This is a genomic window from Aminobacter sp. SR38 (assembly GCF_014843375.1).
GTDB lineage: Bacteria > Pseudomonadota > Alphaproteobacteria > Rhizobiales > Rhizobiaceae > Aminobacter > Aminobacter ciceronei.
Genome location: NZ_CP062112.1, coordinates 1,791,544 through 1,812,480, shown reverse-complemented (window position 1 = coordinate 1,812,480; position 20,937 = coordinate 1,791,544). Strand labels below are relative to the sequence as shown.

The following is a 20,937-nucleotide window of genomic DNA, read 5'->3' as shown; positions in this document are numbered from 1 at the left end:
CGGCGTTGTGGAAACCTGCGCCGCTTCCTTGCTCAACCCGGCGCGTTCTGTAGATTTGGTCGCGATGTCAGAGCCCCACCCCGAAGGCCGCCAGTTCGCTTTCCTGCTGGTCGACAAGTTCTCGATGTTCTCGCTCGTTGCCGCCATCGACACCTGTCGGTCGGCCAACCGCCTGCTCGGCCGCGACGTCTATGGCTGGACCACGGTGTCGGCCGACGGCGAGGCGGTGATTGCCTCCAACGGCCTGCCGCTCAAGGTCGACTATTCGGTCGCCGACGTGCCGGCGGTCGACATCATGTTCGTCTGCGTCGGCGTCGCCACCGAATTTCCCGGCAAGAGCAAGGTGCTCGGTGCGCTTCGATCCTGGGGCCGGCGTGGGGCTGCCTTGGGTGCGCTTTCTGTCGGCTCCAACCTTCTGGCCGAAGCCGGCCAGCTTGATGGCTATCGCTGCACCATCCACTGGGAAAACCGCGCTGGTTTCATGGAGAAGTTCCCTGACATCGAGTGCACCAACAACGTCTTCGAGATCGACCGCAAGCGCTACACCTGTGCCGGCGTCACCACCTCGATCGACCTGATGCTCGAGATCATCAAACGCGATTTCGGCGCCAATCTCGCCAACGAGGTTGCCAACCAGTTCCAGCACGAGCGCATCCGTTCAGCCGGCGACCGCCAGCGCGTTGGCCCCGAACGTGACCTCACCGGCAAGTCGGACAAGCTCAAGCGCATCGTCGAACTGATGGCCGACCATCTCGATGAGCCCCTGTCGGCGGTGCAACTGGCAAAGACGGCCGGGCTGTCGGTTCGCCAGGTCGAGCGCCTGTTCCTGCGCCATCTCAATGTGACGCCTGGCCGTTATTACATGCGGCTCAGGCTCGAGCGCGCGCGTGAATTGCTGCGCCAGACCAACATGCCGATCCTCGACGTGGCGATCGCCACCGGCTTCACTTCGCATTCCTATTTCGCGCAAAGTTACCGGCTGCAGTTCGGCCGTCCGCCGAGCGAAGAACGCCGCACCACCTATTGATCAGCCTCAGGGTTGTCAGCCCAATGGCCGTTGTTTAGCTTCGCGTCATTCAACTGAATCGGCGAGGGGCAGCATGAAGGCGTTTACACGAGGCATCCTGGCGTCTGTCCTCATGCTGTCGGGTCTGGCAAGTGCCAATGCCGCCGACCGCGCCATCATCGTACTCGATGCCTCCGGCTCGATGTGGGGACAGATCGACGGCAAGCCGAAGCTGGAAATCGCCCGCGAGGCGCTGCGCTCGGTGCTGACCACCATTCCCGCCGACACCGAACTCGGGCTGATGGCCTATGGCCACCGCGAAAAGGGCAGCTGCACCGACATCGAACTGGTGGTGCCGCCGGCGTCAGGCTCGGCAAGCGCCATCACCGTTGCCGCCGACAGCATGAAATTCCTCGGCAAGACGCCATTGTCCGCTGCCGTCAAGCAGGCCGCCGAGGACCTCAAATACACCGAGGACAAGGCGACAGTGATCCTGATCACCGACGGGCTCGAGACCTGCAACGCCGACCCTTGCGCATTGGGCAAGGAACTGGAGCAGTCGGGTGTCGATTTCACCGCCCATGTCGTCGGCTTCGGCCTGACGGCGGAAGAGGGCAGGCAGGTCGCCTGCCTCGCCGAAAACACCGGCGGCAAATACATCCAGGCAACCGACGCCAAGGGTCTGGAAGATGCGTTGGTGCAGACGGTTGCCGCGCCGGCCCCGGAACCTGCGCCTGCGCCGGAACCGGCCAAGCCGGAGTTCAACTTCGCTCCCGAGCTGACGCTGGCCGAAGGCGGCGCGCCGCTGAAGGACGCCGGCAACGCCTGGGAAATCTACAAGGCCAATGCCGACGGCTCCAAGGGCGAGCGCCTGACCACCGAATACAACAACTACAAGGGATCGCTTGAAGCCGGCGACTACATCATCCGTGCAACGCTCGGCGAAGCGGCTGTCGAACAGCCGCTGAAGGTCGAGGCCGGCCAGGCCTACAAGCCGCTGTTCGTGCTCAATGCCGGCACGCTCGTCGTCAGGCCACGCCCCAGCGAAGGCGCCGACATCGTCGATGGGGCGGCCGTCGTGCTCGACTTCCCTGGTGGCGACCACCCGGCGACCTATTACGGCCAGACCAAGGTGGTGCTGCCTGCCGGCGAAACCAGGCTGAAGGTCACCATCGGCCAGGGCGAGGCCAATGAGACTATCCAGCTTGCTGCCGGCCAGACCGTCGAAAAGGACATCATCGTCGGCGTCGGCCATGTCGTGGTCAATGCGATCTATGCCGAGGGCGCCGACAAGGTCGACGCCGGCGGTCTCGACGTCAGGGTCTACAAGGCCAGGAAAAAGATCGACGGCACCCGCGACCAGATCACCTATGGCTACGGTCCGGACAACAGGTTCGACCTGCCCGCCGGCGACTATGTCCTGGTCGCCCGCATGGACCAGTCCGAGGCCGAACAGCCCTTCAATGTCCGGGTCGGCGAGCAGGGCCAGGTGACCGCCGTGCTCGGCGCCGGCGTGCTGGCGATCGATGCGCCGGGCGCCAAGGAAATCCGCGTCTTTGCGGCCAAGAAGGACATCCAGGGCAATCGCCAGGGTTTCGGCTACGCCTACGACCAGAAGCACCAGACGACCTTGCCGGCAGGCGACTATGTTGTCGAGGTCGATCGCGGCGACGCCGGCAAGAAGGAGGCTTCGGCGAGCGTCAGGGCCGGCGAGCGCAGCGAGCTGACGATCCAATAGGCCGGAGCGCAGCGAGCTGACGATCCAATAGGCCGGAGCGCAGCGAGCTGACGATCCAGTAGGCTTGCAAAGGAACGAGGTCGCGGCTATCTAGGGCGCGCAACTCGAACAACAAAGGAGGGCTGCGTGTACACGTTTTTTCGTCACCACCGTCAGCGCGGCCCTGTCCACGCCCTGCAGATGCGTTTGCAGGGCTGACCTCGGACGACGCGCCAACAGCATCGACCCCAACGATCAGTTACGATTTTTGGACAGTATGATGCGGCATTCGATGTTGCGTATCTCTCTCCCGGTCTGCCCTCAGTGGTGATGCGGCCTCGAGCCTTGGGCTCGTCCGCATCTGGACAATCACCGGACCCGGTTTCCCAAAAGCATCTCGCATGATCGGATGCGGGCGAAGGTCCGGCCAGACCAGAGAACTGATATGGCTTTGATCAATCTGAGGTCGCTCGGCGTCACGCTCGGTGCACCGCTCTTCTCCAATCTCAACCTGTCCGTCGAACCGGGTGACCGGCTTGGCATCGTCGCCGCCAATGGTCGCGGCAAGTCCACGCTGCTGCGCGCGATCACGGGCGCCTTCGAGCCGACATCAGGCGACATCACCCGTTCACGCGGCCTGCGGGTCGGCCATGTCGAGCAGGACGTGCCGGCAAGCCTGATCGACATGGCGTTCCATGACGCGGTCCTTGCAGCGCTTCCCGCCGATCAGGCCGAAAGCGAGAGCTGGCGCGTCGACATCGTTCTCGACGATCTCGACGTGCCCGAGGAGATGCGGCAGCGGCCCTTGTCGAAGCTCAGTGGCGGCTGGCAGCGGTTGGCCCTGCTTGCCCGCGTCTGGGTGACCGAGCCTGACATGCTGCTGCTCGACGAGCCGACCAACCATCTCGACCTCGCGCGCATCGCCCAGCTCGAAGGCTGGCTGAACGCCCTGCCGCGCGACGTGCCGGTGGTGATCTGCAGTCACGACCGCGCCTTCCTCGACGCCGTCACCAACCGGACGCTGTTCCTCAGGCCAGAGAACTCGCAGGTCTTTTCGCTGCCCTATTCCAGGGCACGGGACGCGCTTGATGAGATCGATGCATCGGAGGCCCGCCGCTTCGAGAAGGACATGAAGACGGCGCAGCAATTGCGCCGCCAGGCCGCCAAGCTCAACAACATCGGCATCAATTCGGGCAGCGACCTTCTGGTGGTGAAGACCAAGCAGTTGAAGGAGCGGGCCGAACGGCTGGAGGATGCGGCGCGGCCGGCCCATCAGGAGCGTTCGGCTGGCGCCATCAGGCTCGCCAATCGTGGAACCCATGCCAAGGTGCTGGTCACCTTTGACGACGCGCCCGTCACCACGCCAGATGGAACGCTGCTGTTCCGTACCGGCAAACTGTGGCTTCGCCAGGGCGACCGCGTCGTCCTGTTGGGCCGCAACGGCACCGGCAAGACCCGGCTGGTCAACATGGTCAGGCAGGCCATCGGCGCACCGGAAAACGCCAGGGACGTGGTCAAGGCGACGCCCTCGCTGGTGCTGGGGTATGGCGACCAGGGCCTGTCCGATCTCAGGGACAAAGACGCACCGCTGTCGATGCTGACGCGTCGGTTCGAGCTCGGCGAGCAGCGTGCCCGGACCTTGCTTGCCGGCGCCGGCCTGACCGTCGAGATGCAGGGCAATCCGATCGGCCGCCTGTCCGGCGGCCAGAAGGCGCGGCTCGGCATGCTGGTGCTCAGGCTGACAAACCCGAACTTCTACCTGCTCGACGAGCCGACCAACCATCTCGACATCGATGGGCAGGAGGCGCTGGAGGATGAACTGCTGAAGCACGAGGCGAGCTGCCTGCTCGTCTCGCACGACCGCAGCTTCGTCCGCGCCGTCGGCAACCGCTTCTGGCTGATCGAGAAGAAACGGCTGGTCGAAGTGGAGAGCCCGGAAGGCTTCTTTGCAGATGTGGCGAAAAACGGCGCCTAGCCGCCGTCGCGCGAAATGACCTGCCGGAGCCTTGGTTTCGGCAGGCCGTTTCGGCGTGCTATCGTCGCATGACGAGCATTTCAGGAGACCGTCATGCGCTTGAGCATCACTGCGATCATTCTCGCCGCTGCGACCAGTGCGGCAATGGCTTCGACCGTCACGCTGGATCTGCCGGGGGATGCAAAGGTCGAGCGCAACGCGGTCGACTATGGATGCGGCGACCAGACGGTGAAGGCCGAATACGTCAATGCCGGCGACAATTCGCTCGCCGTGCTCAACGTCGGTGACCGGACGGTCGTGGCCGTCACCGTGCTGAGCGCCAGCGGCGCCAAATATGCCGGCCAGAACTATGTCTGGTGGACCAAGGGCGACAATGCCGATCTCTACGACCTGACCAAGGGCGAGGATGCACCGGCGGTGATGTCGTGCGAGGCGGTGAAGTAGCGAGAGGCTCGACCTCGGGGTAGAGCCTCGGCTTTTGGACTAGGCCGTGCCGAAGGCACTTGCGCCGTGGTCGGCGCGGCCGGCCATCTGGCGGAAGCCGGCGAACAGCTCGCGGCCCATGCCGTGCTCGTTGCCCGAGAGGTCGCAGACCGGTTCAGGACGCAGCGCCAGATCTCCGGCGGGAACCAGGACCTCGAGCGTGCCGACCTCGGCGTCGAGCCTGACGATGTCGCCGTCATGGACCCGCCCGATCGGCCCGCCTTCGAGCGCTTCCGGCGTGACATGGATCGCCGCCGGCACCTTGCCTGAGGCACCCGACATGCGGCCGTCGGTGACCAGCGCCACCTTGTGGCCGCGGTCCTGCAGGATGCCGAGCACGGTGGTCAGCTTGTGAAGTTCCGGCATGCCGTTGGCCTTGGGGCCCTGGAAGCGGATGACGGCGATGAAATCGCGGTCGAGAAGACCGGCCTTGAAGGCGTCGTTGAGGCCTTGCTGGCTGTCGAACACCAGCGCCGGCGCCTCGATGATGCGGCGCTCGGGCTTGACCGCCGAGGTCTTGATGATGGCATGGCCGAGATTGCCGCCCAGCACCTTGAGGCCGCCGGTCGGCTGGAACGCCTTGGCGGCGGGCGCCAGCACCTTTTCGTCGCCGCTGACCTTGGGTGCCGCCTCGCGCACCACCGAGCCGTCGGCGCCGAGCTTGGCTTCGACGGCATAGGGACGCAGGCCTTCGCCCCACACAGTCTGCACGTCCTCATGCAGCAGGCCGGCGTCGAGCAGTTCGCGGATCAGGAAGCCCATGCCGCCGGCTGCCTGGAAGTGGTTCACGTCGGACAGGCCGTTCGGGTAGACGCGGGCAAGCAGCGGCACTGCATCCGACAGGTCGGAGATGTCCTGCCAGGTCAGGCGGATGCCGGCAGCGGCGGCCATGGCGATCAGGTGGATGGTGTGGTTGGTCGACCCGCCCGTGGCGTGCAGGCCGACGACACCGTTGACCACCGAGCGCTCGTCGATCATGCGGCCGACCGGTGTGTAGGCGTTGCCGAGATGGGTAATGGCGAGTGCCCGCCTTGTCGCCTCGCGGGTCAGCGCATCGCGCAGCGGTGTTCCAGGATTGACGAAGGAGGCGCCTGGCGTGTGCAGGCCCATGATTTCCATCAGCATCTGGTTGGAGTTGGCGGTGCCGTAGAAGGTGCAGGTGCCCGGTCCATGATAGGACTTGGACTCGGCTTCGAGCAGCTCGGCGCGGCCGACCTTGCCTTCGGCATAGAGCTGGCGAACCTTGGCCTTCTCATCGTTCGGCAAGCCTGACGTCATCGGTCCGGCCGGCACGAACACTGCCGGCAGGTGGCCGAAGGTCAGCGCCGCGATCACCAGGCCCGGCACGATCTTGTCGCAGACGCCGAGATAGACGGCGGCGTCGAACATGTTGTGGCTGAGGCCGATTGCGGCCGACATGGCGATGACATCGCGCGAAAACAGCGACAGCTCCATGCCGGGCTGCCCTTGCGTGACGCCGTCGCACATCGCGGGAACGCCGCCGGCCACCTGGGCGATGCCGCCGGCTTCGCGCGCCGCGTCCTTGATCAGCTGCGGATAGGTCTCGAACGGCTGATGCGCCGACAGCATGTCGTTGTAAGAGGTGATGATGCCGAGATTGGCGACCTTGTCGCCGCCGAGCGCGACCTTCTCCGAAGGGCTGCAGACGGCAAAGCCGTGGGCGAGGTTGCCGCAGGATAGCACGCCGCGATTGGCGGTCTTGCCGGCTGCCGCGTCGACGCGGTCGAGATAGATTTCGCGGCTGACCTTCGAGCGTTCGCGGATGCGCTCGGTGATGGCTTGGATGTCGTTCCTGGCTGTCATGGCCTCAGTCCTTTCAACGCGGGGCCCGAACCGGGAGGAGTTTCGGGCTGGCATGGACCGGCAGATGGCGCAGCCGATTGCGCCGGACCATGCTCGATTTCGGCATTCGCGGCGCCGCGGCCCCATGGAGGAGCTCGGCGCGGCCGGGTCCCGATCAGGGGGCCCAGTAGATCTCGGCGGCGCGCGGCGCCCGGTCGATCACGGTGTGGATCGGCAGGGCCTTGTCGGTGGCCAGTGCCGCCTCGATGACGTTGCGCTTTTCCGCGCCCTCGATATGGACGACGACCAGCCCGGCGCCCACCAGCGCAGGCAGCGTCAATGTCAGCCGCGGCTCGCCGGCGCTGTCGGAATGAACCGGCATCACCAGCCGGGACGAAGCCGGGTCGAGCAGGGCGTCGAGCCCGACAGCATCGGGGAAGAACGAAGCGGTGTGGCCGTCGCCGCCCATGCCGAGGATCGCCGCATCGAGCGGCCAGGGCAGGGGCTTCAGCGCGGACTCCGCAAGGCGCGCGCCGCCCTCGACACTCGTTGCCTCTTGGAACAGCGGCGCGAAACGGGCGGCGGACGCCGCGTTCTGCAGCAGGTTAGCCTTGGCAAGCGATGCGTTGGAACGTGATGAGGTCTCTGGAACGAAACGCTCGTCGACAAGCGTCACCGTTACCTTGCCCCAGTCGAGCTCTTCGCGCGACAGAGCTGCGAAGAACCGGCCGGGCGTCGAGCCACCGGAAACGGCCAGGAACGCTTCGCCGCGCCGCGAGATCGCCGCGCGCAGAGTGTCGGCGACAACATCGGCCAGCGAAGCTGCCAACGCGTCGCGCGTCTCAAACTCGTTCCAGTGGGGCGCAATGCCAGCCATGGCGCTCAATTGCTCTCATGCCAGGTGCGGCCGTCACGCTCGATCAGCGCGATCGACGCCGACGGACCCCAGGTGCCGGCGGTATAGCCCTGGGCTTCCTGGCGACTGCCTTCCCAGGCGTGCTGGATCGGGTCGATCCACTTCCATGCTGCCTCGACCTCGTCGCGGCGCATGAACAGCGTCTGGTTGCCGCGCACCACGTCCATGATCAGGCGCTCATAGGCATCCGGCGCGCGCCCGTCGAAGGACTGGGCGAAGCTCATGTCGAGCGGGATCTGGCGCAGACGCATGCCGCCCGGGCCTGGATCCTTGATCATGATGAACTGCTTGACGCCCTCGTCGGGCTGCAGGCGGATGACCAACTGGTTGTTGAAGATCGGACCGGCGCTCTCGCCGAAGATCGAGTGCGGGATCGGTTTGAACTCGATGACGATCTCGGAGACACGCGAGGCCAGCCGCTTGCCGGTGCGCAGATAGAACGGCACGCCGGCCCAGCGCCAGTTGGCGATCTCGGCCTTGATGGCGACGAAGGTCTCGGTGTTGCTCTCCGCACCCAGCTCCTCGATGTAACCCTTGACCGGGCCACCGGCCGATGCGCCGGCGCGATACTGGCCGCGCACCGTCTGCTTTGGTGCCTCGTTGCCGTTGACCCGCTTCAGTGCATTGAGAACCTTGAGCTTTTCGTCGCGGACAGCATTGGCCTCCATCGAGGCCGGTGCCTCCATGGCGACGAGGCAGAGCAACTGCAGCATGTGGTTCTGCACCATGTCGCGCAAGGCGCCAGCCTTGTCGTAATAGGTGACGCGGTCTTCCAGGCCGACGGTTTCGGCCACCGTGATCTGCACGTGGTCGATATGGGCCGAGTTCCACAGCGGCTCGTAGAGCGCGTTGGCGAAGCGCAGCGCCATCAGGTTCTGCACCGTCTCCTTGCCGAGATAGTGGTCGATGCGGAAGATCTGGTGCTCGCCGAAATCGTCGCCGATGATGTCGTTCAGCGCCCTGGCCGACTCGAGGTCGCGGCCGATCGGCTTTTCCACGACGATGCGGGAATCCGAAGTGACCAGTTTGTGCGCCTTGAGGTGGTCGGAGATGTCGCCGAACAGGCTGGGGGCCACAGCGAGATAGAAGACGCGGATGCGCTTGCTGTCGGCAAGCGACTTCTTGAGTTCGGCAAAACCGTCGCCCGACTTGGCATCGACGGTGACGTAGCTCAGCCGGTCGAGGAAGGTCGCGAGTTCCTTTTCCTCGATATATTCGGGCTTCACGTGATCCGAGATCGCCTTCTTGGCGAAGGCCCGGAACTCCTTGTCGTCCATCTTGGTGCGCGACGCCCCGATGATGCGGGTCGGCTCGGAAAACTGGTGGTCGCGCTGGCGGTGATAGAGCGCCGGCAACAGCTTGCGTTCCGACAGGTCGCCGGTGCCCCCGAAAATGATGAAGTCGAAAGGATCGACGGGGATGATCTGGCTGGTCATGATCGTTCCAATTTCAAGACGGTCGTCGCGTCGCCGCCTGATATAATCTAATCGATTTAAAAGCGCCAGCCCAAAAGCCAGTGCCACGGTGTCACACGCGAAGATTTGATAGTGGTCCAGACGAAGCCGTGGCGCCAGCCGAAGATAGGTTGTTTCGGGCTGCAAGGCATGTACCCGATGCCGGAGATGCTGCCGTGCATCCCTGCCGCCATGTAGCCCGGCTCACTATCTGATCGGCTCCAGCAGGGCGTCGATCGTGTCGTCGCGATCGGCAAGCGCCGGTCCGGCCGAGAGGCTTTCGGGGCCGCCAGCCACGACAGCAGGAGGTGTCGGGCAAACCGGCGGGACCGGGACCGTGCCGTCATTGAACGGCGCCTCGCGCGCGGTGACCGTCGCGCACATGCGTTCGATGCCGACCTGCAACTGCAGCGAATAGTCGAGCGGCCGCGCCAAGACAGCTGTCTGCGTGCCGAAGTAACGCGACTCGCCGTCGAACACGCCGCCGGCGAAGATGTCGCGGAAATACTCCAAGAGCCGGCGCTGGTAATCGACCGGCGTCGCCGGCTGCCGCGGCAAGTTGCCGAAATCGTCGCTGCGCGGATATTGCGCCGAACCGTGGCACGAAACGCAGGAGCTGATCTGGTTGTCGGCCGGGCCGTTGACGCGCCCACCCCAGCCAAGCTCCTTGCGCCCGGCCCAGCCATAGATCTTTCCCTCGAGCGTTTCGTTGAGCACGTTCTGGCGCAATTGTCCCGGCGGCGGCACGAAGCGGTCGTTGCCCCAGCTCAGCCCGACCGGCACCAGCTTTTTCCACGGATCGGTGCCGGGTACGCTGCCCTGGCAGACGAAGGTGCCGAACACCCATCCGGTTTGCAGCGAGCGCGGGTCGCGCACGGCGATGTCGATCTGATAGAGATGCAGCTTACCGATGCGGTTGGGCGCCCGGCCGATGTCACCTTCCCATTCCGGTGCGCCGGCGAGATAGGGGATGTCAGTTGCCGTGGCGGTGGTGAACAGCAGCTTGAACGTCGTCGTGCCGATGGGAAAATAGATGTCGTCGATCTTGGGGCTGCACGGGTCGTCCCACACCTTGGCGAAGGTGGTGGCGCCGAGCGCATTGTAAAAGCCGACCGCCCATGTGTCGAAGGACTTGGTCACGCCCTCGGCGAGCTGTTCCGGGTCGGTGGCGCGTTCCTTGGTCAAGCCGTGCAGGAATTCCCGTCCCGAATTGCCCGGATGCATCCAGAGCGCATGATACCAGTTGCGCACATTGTTGTCGGCAACGTCGAAGTCAACGGCGATGTTGCCCTCGAACGAATAGTCGAGCACCGCCTGGATATAGGCGCGCCAGTCCTGGGTGAAGTCGATCGACAGGAAGGCCGGAAGTGGTTCACTGGTGCTTGCGGGGAAGTCGAAGCGGCCCTTGAAGCCCTGCGCCTCGGTGAAGCCGGGCGGTATGCCGCGCTTTTGGTTGTAGCTCGGCACCATGCAGGCTGCATTCGCTGCTTGCTGGAAGCCGATGAACAGACCTGCACTTGCTGAAAACAATGCAAATAAGAAACGAAGTTTCATGCTTGCGTCCCCACCCAGAGGCAGACATTTACTTTAGAATTGTTTGAAGTGTGCCGCAAGCCGAGCACTCCGCGGCAACTGCTTGTCTGTTGCTGACCGAGGCGTTTTCGTTTTCGATGAGTGGCTGGTGACAGGGTTCGATTCGAAAGGGGCGTAACGTGGCGGACAGGCTCAAGGACAAGGTCGCGATCATCACGGGCGGTGCCGCCGGTTTTGGCGAAGGCATGGCCAGGCGCTTTGCCGAGGAGGGCGCGAAGGTCGTCGTTGCCGATCTGAACTCCAGGGAGGCCGAGCGGGTCGCGGTCGAGATCGGCAATGGCGCGATCGCAATCACGACCGACGTGTCGCAGCGCTCCGAATTCGACGAGCTGGTCTACGCCACCAAAAGTGCCTTCGGCCGCATCGACATCATGGTCAACAACGCCGGCTACACCCACCGCAACGGTGATCTCGTCGATGTCGAGGAAGACGTCTTCGACCTGATCACCGCAGTCAACATGAAGGCGATCTACCATGCCGCGCGCGCGGTCGTGCCGATCATGGAGCGCCAGGGCGGCGGTGCGATCCTGACCACTGCCTCGACCGCCGGCCTGAGACCGCGCCCGGGCCTGACCTGGTACAATGCCTCCAAGGGCTGGGCGATCACCGCGACCAAGTCGATGGCGGTCGAGCTCGCGCCCAGGAACATCCGCGTCAACTGCCTCTGCCCGGTCGCTGGCGAGACAGGCATGCTGGAAAAGTTCATGGGCAAGGACACGCCCGAGATCCGCGAAAAGTTCAAGGCGTCGATCCCACTCGGCCGTTTCTCGACCCCGCTCGACATTGCCAACGCCGCCCTGTTCCTGGTCTCCGACGAGGCCTCTCTGATCACCGGCGTGGCCATGGAAGTGGATGGCGGGCGCTGCATTTGAGCATTTCTGCCGCGAGGTAACCGCGCTTTCGACCTGAAATTGTGGTCGCAAAGCTTGACCGCTGCTGCCTGAACCCTATTCCAATGGCTCAAAACCAATGGGAAACGCCATGCACAGGGTTGCGATCAGCGGGACCGGCATCTTCACGCCGGAGGAAGTCATCACCAACGCCGAGTTGGTGGCCTCCTACAACGAATATGCCCACCGCCAGAACAAGCTGCACGCCGACGCCATCGAGGCGGGCGACCGCGAGCCGATGGCGATGTCGTCGGAAGAGTTCATCGTCAAGGCTTCTGGCATCGAGCGCCGCCATGTCGTCTCCAAGTTCGGCATTCTCGATCCCGGCATCATGCACCCGGTGCTGCCTGAGCGCGCCGAGGACGAGCTGTCGCTGATGGCCGAGATTTCGGTCAAGGCAGCCGATGAGGCGATGAAGAAGGCGGGCTTGACCGCCGCCGACATCGACGCGGTCATCTGCGCGGCCTCCAACCACGAGCGTGCCTATCCGGCTGTCGCCATCGAGGTGCAGCAGGCGCTCGGCATCAAGGGGTTTGCCTTCGACATGAACGTCGCCTGCTCGTCGGCGACCTTCGGCATCCAGCTGGCATCAGACATGATCCGCACCGGCTCGGCCCGGGCGATCCTGATGGTCAATCCCGAGATCACCTCCGGGCATCAGGAATGGCGCGACCGCGATTGCCACTTCATCTTCGGTGATGTCTGCACGGCGGTCGTCCTGCAGCGCGCCGACGAGGTGAAGACGGACTATGCCTATGAGGTGCTGGCCACCCGTTGTCTCACCGAGTTCTCCAACAACATCCGCAACAACAACGGCTTCCTGCGCCGCACCCGCGAAGGCCACATGGCCGATCGCCGCGACATGCAGTTCCACCAGGAAGGCCGCAAGGTGTTCAAGCAGGTGGTGCCGATGGTGGCCGAACTGATGCTCGGCCATCTGGCGGAGCAGGGCATCGAGCCGCAAGGCCTGTCGCGGCTGTGGTTGCACCAGGCCAACAAGGGCATGAACGACCTGATCGGCTCGAAGGTGCTGGGTCGCGAGCCGAGCCGCGAAGAGCAGCCCAACGTGCTGCAGGACTACGCCAATACCTCGTCCGCCGGCTCGATCATCGCGTTCTCGAAATTCTCCGACGACCTGCCCACTGGCAGCCTCGGCGTGATCTGCTCCTTCGGCGCCGGCTACTCCGCCGGCAGCGTGATCGTCAGGAAGCTTTAAGCCTCGCCGCGCAGCCGCTCGACCACCCGGTCGGCCATGCGTTCGCAGCGCCAGCCATTGAACGGGAACAACTCGGCAAAGCCGCTCGACAGGCGTTTTTCGATCGCTGCCCGCATCAGCTTGCGGGCGCGGAACAGCCGCGTCTTGACCGTCTCGGGCTTGAGCGCCAGCTGTGCCGCGGTTTCGTCGACACTCATCTCCTCGACGTCGCGCAGGATGAAGACAATGCGGAAGGCCGCCGGCAATTCGTCGATCGCCTGTTCGAGCAAGGCGCGTACCTGCCCGCGACCAAGCTCGGCATCTGCGCCCGGTGGTGTCAGCGATGTCGAGAACATGATCACCTGGCCTCCATTGGCGGCGGCATCCAGTTCGTCCAGCTCGCCGGAAGGCCGTCGCTTGCGGATACGCGTGATCGCCTCGTTGAGTGCGATCTTCGTGAGCCATGTCGAAAACAGCGACTCGCCCTTGAAGCTTTCGAGCCGGGTAAAGGCCCTGACATAGGCCTCCTGCACCACGTCCTCCGCCTCTGCGTCGTCGCGCGTGACGGCACGGGCAATGCGGAAAAGCCGCTGGTTGTTGCGTTTGATGAGCGCGCGGATGGCGTTCTCGCCACCTTGACGCGCGAGTGCCACCAGTTCCTCGTCGCGGTACCTGTCGAGGTCGACCTGTTTCCGCAAGATTGCCAGTTGCATGTTGTCGCTCCAGTTTCCGGCTCGCCGTTCACGCCTTGCGGACGATGCCCTTGGCGATGATCTCGTCCACCGGCGGAAACGCGTCCAGCGCGATGTCAGGCAGCGGCGTCGGTGTCTGGTCTGCCGCTGTTGCCGTCTTGACCGGTGCAGGCGGCACGCCGACCACGATCCGCCCGACCATGCCGGCGTGCTCGTGCGGCACGCAATAATAGTCATACACCCCAGGCACCGTCAGCGTTACCGAGAAGGTCTCGCCCGGCATCAGATAGTCGGAATTCCAAGGCTGGGCGTTGACAGGAATGCGCAGCGGCCGCTCGAACATGTCGGGGTGATACGCCGTCACTGTGTGCGAATTGCCGGGGTCGCGATTGGTCCAGCGGATGGTCTGGCCGGGCTCGATGTGAATGCCGATCGGATCGAACCAGACACGCGCTCCATCATCCTTGCCATGCATCTCGACGTCGACTGCGCCGGCCGAGAGCGCCGGCCTTGCCAGAAGCGCGGCGAGGAAGAATCCCCCGCCGGCTTCGATCATGCGTCTGCGCGTGACGATCATTTCGCCACCCGTGCCTCGTCGGCCTTGGCCACATGCCACAGCACGACATGGGCATGCGGCTCTTCCACCCCGGGATGGCCGGCATTGTAGTAGACGCTGACGTGGTCGACATTGCCGCCCGGTGAAGCAAGATCGTCGAAGCGCTTGTCGGGATTGAGATCCTTGATCGGCAGCATGTAGATGGTGCTGACCAGCTTGCCGTCATGGTCGTAGGCGAGGAACGGTCCGGCCGGCAGCGACGCGGGATCGACGAACAGTTGGCCCATGCCGGGCAGGAAGTCGGGCAGCTTGACCAGGCTGCTCACCGCCTTGAAGGCGCCGGCCGGCGGCGACTTGGCGACATCGGCGGGAATGTCGTGAGCAAGCGCGGGCAGGGCACTCGCGAGCACGAGGGAAAGTGCGGCGGAAACCAGTTTCATCTAGATATCTCCTGCTGGCGCGCCAACGCATTGTGCGGTGGCTTCAGTCATTGGATGCCGGTCGATGAAAAAGGTTCCCGTGCATTTGCGGCCGCCTGCCCATGGTGAAGGCAGAGGTCAGCATCGATGATGCTCGGGGAACGCATCGCGTAAAATTCCAAGGACAAGGGAGATTCCCGATCCCGGCCGCGATCGCCGGGACCGCTGCAATGTAGATGCAATCTTGGCGGCGTAGCTGCCCGGGAACATCATCCACAAACTGGGATCAGACATGTCTCTCAGCACTGCACGCCGCGCTGTCGGCACACTTGCCGTCGCCGCCGCGATCTTCCTGGCCGGCTGCCAGTCGGACGTCATGAAGGGCTATATCGGCCAGCCGCTCGAGTCGGTCATCATCGACTACGGCCCACCCACCTCGGTGATCGAACTCGGCCGTGGCCAGCGCGCCTACCAGTGGAGCAAGATATCGACAAACGCCGTCGCCGGCTCGACCAGCGGCGAGTATCGCGACACCAGGCGCGGCACGCGTTATGAGGAATACACCACGCCAGGCTATGTCGAGCAGCAGGAGTGCTTCTACACATTCTACGCCACAAGGTCCGAGGGGCGCTGGTACATCACCAACTTCCGTAAGCCGAAGCTGGAATGCGAGTAACCGCTTGAGGCTGTGCCGGTGCCGGTGGCGGGCCAATGCCCCTACCGGCTTTGGCTGGGCCCGGGGATTGATCGAAGGATTACGTGCATGCGCATTTTGCTGCTTGAGGACGAGCCGGAGATGGCCTCGGTGCTCAAATCGGCGCTGGCACGCCGCAACGTCATCGTCGATCACGTTGCCACGCTTGCCGATGCCGAGGCTGCGGCCGAGTTCGGACCTTACGATGCCATCGTGCTCGACCGCCGCGTGCCGGATGGCGAAGGCCTCGACCTCATTCCCAAGCTGCGCGCCTTGCGTGTCGATGCGCCGGTGTTGATGCTGACGGCACTCAGCGGCCTCAACGACAGGGTCACCGGGCTCGACGCAGGCGCCGACGACTATCTGGTCAAGCCGTTTGCCATGGAGGAGCTGATGGCGCGCCTGCGGGCGCTGCATCGCCGCCCTGTCGCGCTGCGCTCCGAGCAGACGGTGGTCGGCCGGCTCACCTATGATTTCCACCATCGCGAGGCGAGCGTCGGCGACAAGCCGCTGGAGCTGTTGCGGCGCGAGCAACTGGCGCTTGAAGCGCTGCTGCGCCGGCCCGGCCGCACCGTGCTGCGCGCGACGCTCGAAGAATCGGTCTACGCCATGGACGACGAGATCGGTTCCAACGCGCTCGATTCCCACCTCTCGCGGCTGCGCCGCAAGCTCGACGATGTCTCGGCCGGGGTCGAGATCAGGGCGATCCGCAATCTCGGCTATCTCTTGCGCGCCGTGGCATGAAGAAGCTGCGCCCGACGTCGCTGCAATGGGTCCTTGTCCGCCGCCTCATTCTCCTCCAGGCGGCGACGCTGATTACCTTCATCGCGCTCCTGTGCGCGGCGTTCTTCATCGCCCAGCCCCGACTGATCATCGATACTGAAGTGGCAGCCGGACTTGTCGCCGAGGCGATCGCGCGGGACGCGCAAGGTCGTCTCGTCATCGAGGATACCGATGACCTTCGCAAATTCCGGGAAGAGTTCCCCCACCTCTGGTTCGTCGTCCGCGACGAGAAGGGCGAGGTGCTCAGGGAAGGGGATGTTCCCGAGGCCTATGCAAAAGGCACGGGCGAACTGCTGTGGGGCGTGAACAAGGCGACCCTCGGTTTCAATAAGGAACTGCGCCTTCCCGAGGCGACGCTGATGAACGCCGACACCCGTACCGGCCGCATGCAGATCATCGCCGCGACGGTGGCCTCGCGCGACCAGACCGATGGCCTCGAAATCAACGTCGACCTCGATTTCGACGTCGTCCGCTATCCCGACGGCCAGCCCATCTGGGTCCGGATCATCCCTATCCTGGCGCTCGTCGTGCTGATCATGCTCTCGCCGGTCATCATCGTCATGGGCGTGACGACGCTGGTCACCACGCCGGCAGTCGTGCGCCGCTCGCTTGCCGGCCTGGTCGCCACGGCGGGACAGGCCAAGCGCATCGACATCGACAATCGCGCCGTGCAACTGCCGACCGAGCAGGTGCCGACCGAGATTGCGCCGTTGGTCGAAGCCTTCAACAACGCGCTGTCACGCCTCGGACAGGGTTATGACCAGCGCAACCGCTTCCTGACCGACGCGGCGCACGAGCTGCGCACGCCGATCGCCATCCTGCGCACCCGTGCCGAACTGTTGCGCGAGGACCCCGAAAGCGCGCGGCTGCTGAAGGACATCGAACGCCTGTCGCATCTGGCACAGCAGCTGCTCGACCGCCAGGTGCTCGACCAGACCGCGGGCGCCCGCGAGGTCGTCGACCTCGTCGGGTTCGCCCGTCATCTCGCCGCCGATTTCGCGCCGCTTGCGCTTTCGGCCGGCTATGACTTTTCCTTCGAGCCGGCGGCGTCGAGCGTGCTGGTCAACATCCAGCCGTCGCAAATCCAGCAGGCCGTCACCAATCTCTTGCGCAATGCCATCGACCATGGCGGCGGCGAGGGCATCATTTCGGTGGTGGTGGACGCGAAAGGCGGGCTTGAGATCCACGACGAAGGTCCGGGCATTCCCGACGACGAACATGAGCGCGTGTTCCAGCCGTTCTATCGCCTGCGCCCGCGCAATAGCGGCGCCGGCCTCGGGCTCAATCTTGCCCGCGAGATCGCCCGGCTGCATGGCGGCGGCGTTGAAATCCTGATTGGCCCGTGGCGCGGCGCCCGCATCAGGCTACAGCTGCCGCTGTGGCAGGCGACGACGTCATCTGGGAAATCGGATGCCGCAAGGCAGGTCAGCTGAGGGCCTGTCTGGGCGGCGAGGCTGGCGGAGGAGGCGAGGCCGCGACATCGTCTCTTTGCTGTGGGCCCATCTTTCAGATGGCGTTCGAAGGTGAAGACACCGCTCTCGCCTGTCGGCAGCGCAATGATTGTGCCTGCCTGCCAGTCGACCCCCAGCGACAGCATCCGGCGGGTAGCCATATCCGCAGCCTGCATCGACTGCGGAAAATACTCGTCGGCATGGACAAAGGCTGGAGATCGGGTTGGCCTGGAAATGGCGGATGCGCTCGCTTTTCCGCCACAGGTCGGTCGTCACGAACTCCTCGAACATATCGCGGGGTCAAATGGTTGCAAGTGCGCCGATCGGCCGCTCGCCGTCGAACACCAGCAATCCGGCGGACGCCGATCCGGCGGCGGCCGAGTGTGTTTCGAGCAACGCAAGCCACTTTTCCGGAACGAAGGCCGCTTCGTGGATACGATCGACCAGTTCGTCCGCCATGGCGCTATATCCTGTCCCTCAGGGCGAACCAGTTGAGGGCGAGGAAAAGGAGCGGCGTCCGGAAACGCCGACCGCCGGGGAAGGGCGGGATCTTCAGCTCCTCGATCAGCTTGAGGCGGTCGCGGTTGCCGGCCACCGCCTCGGCGTAAAGTTTGCCGAAGAAGTTCGACAGCATCACGCCGTGGCCGGAGTAGCCGCCCATCGAGATGACGTTCGGCATCACCTCGCGCACGAACGGCTTGCGCGGCACGGTGATGCCGACATAGCCGCCCCAGCCATGGGTGATCTCGACATCCTTCAGTGCTGGGTAAATCTCGGTGATCTGCTTGCGGATGTGGATGTGGATGTCCTTGGGGTCGTTGACGCCGTAGATCTCGCGCCCGCCGAACAGCAGCCGCCCGTCCCGCGACTTGCGGAAGTAGCGCACGACGAAGCGGGAGTCGTCGACCGACTCGCCGCCGGGGATGACCTTCGAATCCGCGCCCAGCGGCACCGTGGCGCCGATGAACGAGCCGATCGGCATGATATGAGCGGCACTCACCGGCTCCAGCTTGCCGCCATAGGCGTTGACCGCGATCAGGCATTTCTGTGCCGTGATCGTGCCGCGCGGCGTCGTCACCCTGACCTTGCCGCCCTGGGACGCGATGCCAGTCGACGGCGTGTTCTCGAAGATGTGGGCGCCCGCGGCGGCGGCCACGCGCCCCGTGCCGATCACCAGCTTGAGCGGATGAATGTGGCCGGTGCCGGTGTCGCGCGTGCCGCCATAGTAGTGCGTCGAGCCAAGCCGCTCGGCGGTTTCGCTCGCGTCCATGAAGCTGACATGCGGATAGTTGAAGCGGCTGGCCATGATCTCGGCATGGGCCTTGTAGTCGTCGACATAACGCGGCTTGTGCGCCACCGACATCTGGCCGGGCATATAGTCGATGTCGATGCCGTTGGCGGCGGTGAAATCGAGCAGGTGCGCCTTGGCCTCCTCGGCCAGGTCGAACAGCGCCTTGGCCCGGGTGAAGCCAAGCTCGCCTTCGAGCTCCTCGGCCCAGGCGCGCTGGCCGGTGCCGAGCTGGCCGCCATTGCGCCCCGAGGCGCCGTCGCCGAAGCGATGCGCCTCGATCAGAACGACATTGGTGCCCGCCTTGGCAAGATGCGTCGCTGCCGAAAGCCCGGTGAAGCCGCCGCCGATAATGACGACATCGGCCTGACGATCGCCGTCAAGCGCCGGATATTCGGGGCGGGGGCCAGCCGTGTCCTCGTACCAGGAGAAGCCGGGGGAAATAGGTGACTGATAGAGCATGATACGGAGATGGCTCCGGGATTTCGGGCGATGGGAGCAAACAGGGAATCGTGAGTAGCGAACAGGGAAATGAGCGCTTCTATTCGCTATTCCGCTGCTCGCTATTCGCTTCGTCACACGTTCAGCAACAAATACTCCCGCTCCCACGGACTGATCACTTCCATGAAGGTTTCGAACTCGGCGCGCTTGATCGCCGCGTAGGTCGAGGCGAAGGACTTGCCGAGCATCGTTGCCAGTTCGTCGTCGCTTTCGAACAGGTCGACGGCCTCAAGCAGGCCGCGCGGCAGGTCGATCTCGTCCTCGTTGGCGGTGGTCAGGATGGGCGGCTCGGCCACAAGCTTGTTGTTCATGCCGATCAGGCCGCAGGCGAGAGATGCCGCGAGCGCCAGATAGGGATTGGCATCCGAGGACGGGATGCGGTTTTCGACACGCCGCCCCGCCGGGTCCGAGCGCGGCACGCGGAAGGCCGTGGTGCGGTTGTCGTAGCCCCACTTGTTGTTGACCGGCGCCGAGGCCGCCTGCGTCAGGCGGCGATACGAGTTCACGTAAGGCGCCAGCATCACCAGCGCATTCGGCACATGCTGCTGCATGCCGCCGATGAAGTGGAAAAACGCATCGGTTTCCGTGCCATCCTCGCCGGTGAAGATGTTCTTGCCGGACTTCCTGTCGACGATCGACTGGTGGATGTGCATCGCCGAGCCCGGTTGGCCCTGGATCGGCTTGGCCATGAAGGTGGCGTAGGTGTCGTGCTTCAGCGCCGCCTCGCGGATCGTGCGCTTGAACAGGAACACCTGGTCGGCGAGCTCGATCGGGTCGCCATGACGCAGGTTGATCTCGAGCTGGCCGGCACCTTCCTCGTGGATCAGTGTGTCGATCTCCAGGCCCTGCGCCTCGGAGAAATGGTAGATGTCGTCGATGAGTTCGTCGAACTCGTTGACGCCGGCGATCGAATAGCCGGCACCGCCGCCGATCGGGCGGCCGGAGCGTCCGACGGGCGGGGTCAGCGGGTAATCGGGATCGGGGTTCTTGCGGACGAGATAGAATTCGATTTCGGGCGCGACAACCGGCCTGAGGCCGACCTTTTCGTAGGCCGCCACCACGCGCTTCAGCACGTTGCGCGGTGTGAATTCGACGGGGCGGCCGTCCTGGTGGACGAGATCGCAGATCACCTGGGCGGTCGGATCGTCTTCCCACGGCACCACTGAAAGCGTCGAGAGATCTGGCACCAGCTTCAGGTCGCCGTCATCCTCCGGGTATTCGAAGCCGTTGCCATCTTCGGGATAGACGCCCGAGATCGTCATCATGAACGGTGCCGACGGCAAGGCCAGCGAGGTGTTGGAGGTGAACTTGCTGGACGGCATCATCTTGCCGCGAGCAACACCGGCCTGGTCAGGCGTGATGCACTCTATGTCCTCGATACCGCGCCATTCGAGCCATTCGGAGGCTTCCTTCCAGTTCTTCACACCACGCTTGTTCTTCACAAATGCGGGCGTGCGGGCGCGAGCCCCCCGAGTGGTCGGACGGACTTCCTTCTTTGCAGGCGGCATCATTCACCAGATT

Annotated in this window: 19 protein-coding genes; 9 read left to right on the top strand and 10 right to left on the bottom strand. The window is 64.4% G+C overall.

Annotated features, from left to right (window positions below; translation table 11 throughout):
• Positions 1–64 precede the first annotated feature (64 nt).
• From IG197_RS08840 to IG197_RS08825, 4 genes are all read left to right on the top strand, one after another.
• Positions 65–1,027 carry a GlxA family transcriptional regulator gene (locus tag IG197_RS08840; protein ID WP_192318290.1) on the top strand — a complete coding sequence of 321 codons (963 nt, stop codon included), beginning with the start codon at positions 65–67 and terminating at the stop codon, positions 1,025–1,027.
• A 73-nt stretch (positions 1,028–1,100) separates the two neighbouring features.
• Positions 1,101–2,744: a VWA domain-containing protein gene (locus IG197_RS08835; protein ID WP_192318288.1), complete on the top strand. Its 1,644-nt coding sequence runs from the start codon at positions 1,101–1,103 to the stop codon at positions 2,742–2,744.
• A gap of 424 nt (positions 2,745–3,168) precedes the next feature.
• Positions 3,169–4,698 carry an ABC-F family ATP-binding cassette domain-containing protein gene (locus tag IG197_RS08830; RefSeq protein ID WP_067965264.1) on the top strand — a complete coding sequence of 510 codons (1,530 nt, stop codon included), beginning with the start codon at positions 3,169–3,171 and terminating at the stop codon, positions 4,696–4,698.
• A gap of 93 nt (positions 4,699–4,791) precedes the next feature.
• Positions 4,792–5,142, top strand: a complete 351-nt coding sequence (locus tag IG197_RS08825) for an MliC family protein (protein ID WP_192318286.1) — start codon at positions 4,792–4,794, stop codon at positions 5,140–5,142.
• A 39-nt stretch (positions 5,143–5,181) separates the two neighbouring features.
• Here the strand turns inward: IG197_RS08825 and edd are convergent, their stop codons facing one another.
• The 4 genes from edd to IG197_RS08805 all read right to left on the bottom strand — a co-directional run bounded on the left by edd (position 5,182) and on the right by IG197_RS08805 (position 10,908).
• Positions 5,182–7,005, bottom strand: coding sequence for a phosphogluconate dehydratase (gene edd, locus IG197_RS08820; protein WP_154385319.1), 1,824 nt, complete (start codon positions 7,003–7,005; stop codon positions 5,182–5,184).
• 154 nt (positions 7,006–7,159) lie between these two features.
• Positions 7,160–7,861, bottom strand: a complete 702-nt coding sequence (pgl, locus tag IG197_RS08815) for a 6-phosphogluconolactonase (RefSeq protein ID WP_192319650.1) — start codon at positions 7,859–7,861, stop codon at positions 7,160–7,162.
• Positions 7,862–7,866: 5 nt separating this feature from the next.
• Positions 7,867–9,336 (bottom strand): glucose-6-phosphate dehydrogenase, encoded by a 1,470-nt coding sequence (gene zwf, locus IG197_RS08810; RefSeq protein ID WP_067965256.1) that lies wholly within the window; start codon positions 9,334–9,336, stop codon positions 7,867–7,869.
• 225 nt (positions 9,337–9,561) lie between these two features.
• The gene (locus IG197_RS08805; protein WP_192318284.1) at positions 9,562–10,908 is read right to left on the bottom strand and encodes a hypothetical protein; all 1,347 of its coding nucleotides are present in this window, start codon (positions 10,906–10,908) and stop codon (positions 9,562–9,564) included.
• Positions 10,909–11,066: 158 nt separating this feature from the next.
• Here IG197_RS08805 and IG197_RS08800 point away from each other — a divergent pair, with 158 nt between their 5' ends.
• Positions 11,067–11,819: an SDR family oxidoreductase gene (locus IG197_RS08800; protein WP_192318282.1), complete on the top strand. Its 753-nt coding sequence runs from the start codon at positions 11,067–11,069 to the stop codon at positions 11,817–11,819.
• A gap of 109 nt (positions 11,820–11,928) precedes the next feature.
• Positions 11,929–13,053, top strand: coding sequence for a beta-ketoacyl-ACP synthase III (locus IG197_RS08795; protein WP_192318280.1), 1,125 nt, complete (start codon positions 11,929–11,931; stop codon positions 13,051–13,053).
• On the opposite strand, the gene IG197_RS08790 is transcribed toward IG197_RS08795, so the two are convergent.
• Genes IG197_RS08790 through IG197_RS08780 form a run of 3 tightly spaced genes read right to left on the bottom strand, consistent with a single transcriptional unit; the run spans position 13,050 to position 14,720 of the window.
• A complete protein-coding gene (locus IG197_RS08790) occupies positions 13,050–13,745 on the bottom strand; it encodes an RNA polymerase sigma factor (protein WP_192318278.1) in 696 nt (231 codons plus the stop codon). The two genes, IG197_RS08795 and IG197_RS08790, sit on opposite strands and share 4 nt — an antisense overlap.
• A 28-nt stretch (positions 13,746–13,773) precedes the next feature.
• The gene (locus IG197_RS08785) at positions 13,774–14,301 is read right to left on the bottom strand and encodes a plastocyanin/azurin family copper-binding protein (protein WP_192318276.1); all 528 of its coding nucleotides are present in this window, start codon (positions 14,299–14,301) and stop codon (positions 13,774–13,776) included.
• Entirely contained in the window at positions 14,298–14,720 is a 423-nt protein-coding gene (locus tag IG197_RS08780; RefSeq protein ID WP_154385323.1) for a DUF5602 domain-containing protein, read from the bottom strand. The genes IG197_RS08785 and IG197_RS08780 overlap by 4 nt, the downstream gene beginning before the upstream one ends.
• A 271-nt stretch (positions 14,721–14,991) precedes the next feature.
• Here IG197_RS08780 and IG197_RS08775 point away from each other — a divergent pair, with 271 nt between their 5' ends.
• The 3 genes from IG197_RS08775 (at position 14,992) to IG197_RS08765 (ending at position 17,609) form a co-directional block, all read left to right on the top strand.
• Positions 14,992–15,375 carry a hypothetical protein gene (locus tag IG197_RS08775; protein WP_067965241.1) on the top strand — a complete coding sequence of 128 codons (384 nt, stop codon included), beginning with the start codon at positions 14,992–14,994 and terminating at the stop codon, positions 15,373–15,375.
• Between the two features lie 87 nt (positions 15,376–15,462).
• Positions 15,463–16,137 (top strand): response regulator transcription factor, encoded by a 675-nt coding sequence (locus IG197_RS08770; protein WP_067965239.1) that lies wholly within the window; start codon positions 15,463–15,465, stop codon positions 16,135–16,137.
• Positions 16,134–17,609, top strand: a complete 1,476-nt coding sequence (locus tag IG197_RS08765; RefSeq protein ID WP_192318274.1) for a HAMP domain-containing sensor histidine kinase — start codon at positions 16,134–16,136, stop codon at positions 17,607–17,609. Before IG197_RS08770 ends, IG197_RS08765 begins: the two co-directional genes overlap by 4 nt.
• 318 nt (positions 17,610–17,927) lie before the next feature.
• Here the strand turns inward: IG197_RS08765 and IG197_RS08760 are convergent, their stop codons facing one another.
• The 3 genes from IG197_RS08760 to IG197_RS08750 form a co-directional block, all read right to left on the bottom strand.
• Positions 17,928–18,086 (bottom strand): hypothetical protein, encoded by a 159-nt coding sequence (locus IG197_RS08760; protein ID WP_192318272.1) that lies wholly within the window; start codon positions 18,084–18,086, stop codon positions 17,928–17,930.
• A gap of 4 nt (positions 18,087–18,090) precedes the next feature.
• Positions 18,091–19,377: an FAD-binding oxidoreductase gene (locus IG197_RS08755; protein WP_192318271.1), complete on the bottom strand. Its 1,287-nt coding sequence runs from the start codon at positions 19,375–19,377 to the stop codon at positions 18,091–18,093.
• Positions 19,378–19,490: 113 nt separating this feature from the next.
• Complete coding sequence (locus IG197_RS08750; protein WP_182574789.1) at positions 19,491–20,927, bottom strand: glutamine synthetase family protein; 1,437 nt, start codon at positions 20,925–20,927, stop codon at positions 19,491–19,493.
• Positions 20,928–20,937: the final 10 nt, after the last annotated feature.

Coding starts and splice junctions, on each gene's coding strand:
- IG197_RS08840 (WP_192318290.1), top strand. CDS start 65: ATGTCAGAGCCCCACCCCGAAGGCCGCCAGTTCGCTTTCCTGCTGGTC.
- IG197_RS08835 (WP_192318288.1), top strand. CDS start 1,101: ATGAAGGCGTTTACACGAGGCATCCTGGCGTCTGTCCTCATGCTGTCG.
- IG197_RS08830 (WP_067965264.1), top strand. CDS start 3,169: ATGGCTTTGATCAATCTGAGGTCGCTCGGCGTCACGCTCGGTGCACCG.
- IG197_RS08825 (WP_192318286.1), top strand. CDS start 4,792: ATGCGCTTGAGCATCACTGCGATCATTCTCGCCGCTGCGACCAGTGCG.
- edd (WP_154385319.1), bottom strand. CDS start 7,005: ATGACAGCCAGGAACGACATCCAAGCCATCACCGAGCGCATCCGCGAA.
- pgl (WP_192319650.1), bottom strand. CDS start 7,861: ATGGCTGGCATTGCGCCCCACTGGAACGAGTTTGAGACGCGCGACGCG.
- zwf (WP_067965256.1), bottom strand. CDS start 9,336: ATGACCAGCCAGATCATCCCCGTCGATCCTTTCGACTTCATCATTTTC.
- IG197_RS08805 (WP_192318284.1), bottom strand. CDS start 10,908: ATGAAACTTCGTTTCTTATTTGCATTGTTTTCAGCAAGTGCAGGTCTG.
- IG197_RS08795 (WP_192318280.1), top strand. CDS start 11,929: ATGCACAGGGTTGCGATCAGCGGGACCGGCATCTTCACGCCGGAGGAA.
- IG197_RS08790 (WP_192318278.1), bottom strand. CDS start 13,745: ATGCAACTGGCAATCTTGCGGAAACAGGTCGACCTCGACAGGTACCGC.
- IG197_RS08785 (WP_192318276.1), bottom strand. CDS start 14,301: ATGATCGTCACGCGCAGACGCATGATCGAAGCCGGCGGGGGATTCTTC.
- IG197_RS08780 (WP_154385323.1), bottom strand. CDS start 14,720: ATGAAACTGGTTTCCGCCGCACTTTCCCTCGTGCTCGCGAGTGCCCTG.
- IG197_RS08775 (WP_067965241.1), top strand. CDS start 14,992: ATGTCTCTCAGCACTGCACGCCGCGCTGTCGGCACACTTGCCGTCGCC.
- IG197_RS08770 (WP_067965239.1), top strand. CDS start 15,463: ATGCGCATTTTGCTGCTTGAGGACGAGCCGGAGATGGCCTCGGTGCTC.
- IG197_RS08765 (WP_192318274.1), top strand. CDS start 16,134: ATGAAGAAGCTGCGCCCGACGTCGCTGCAATGGGTCCTTGTCCGCCGC.
- IG197_RS08760 (WP_192318272.1), bottom strand. CDS start 18,086: ATGGCGGACGAACTGGTCGATCGTATCCACGAAGCGGCCTTCGTTCCG.
- IG197_RS08755 (WP_192318271.1), bottom strand. CDS start 19,377: ATGCTCTATCAGTCACCTATTTCCCCCGGCTTCTCCTGGTACGAGGAC.
- IG197_RS08750 (WP_182574789.1), bottom strand. CDS start 20,927: ATGATGCCGCCTGCAAAGAAGGAAGTCCGTCCGACCACTCGGGGGGCT.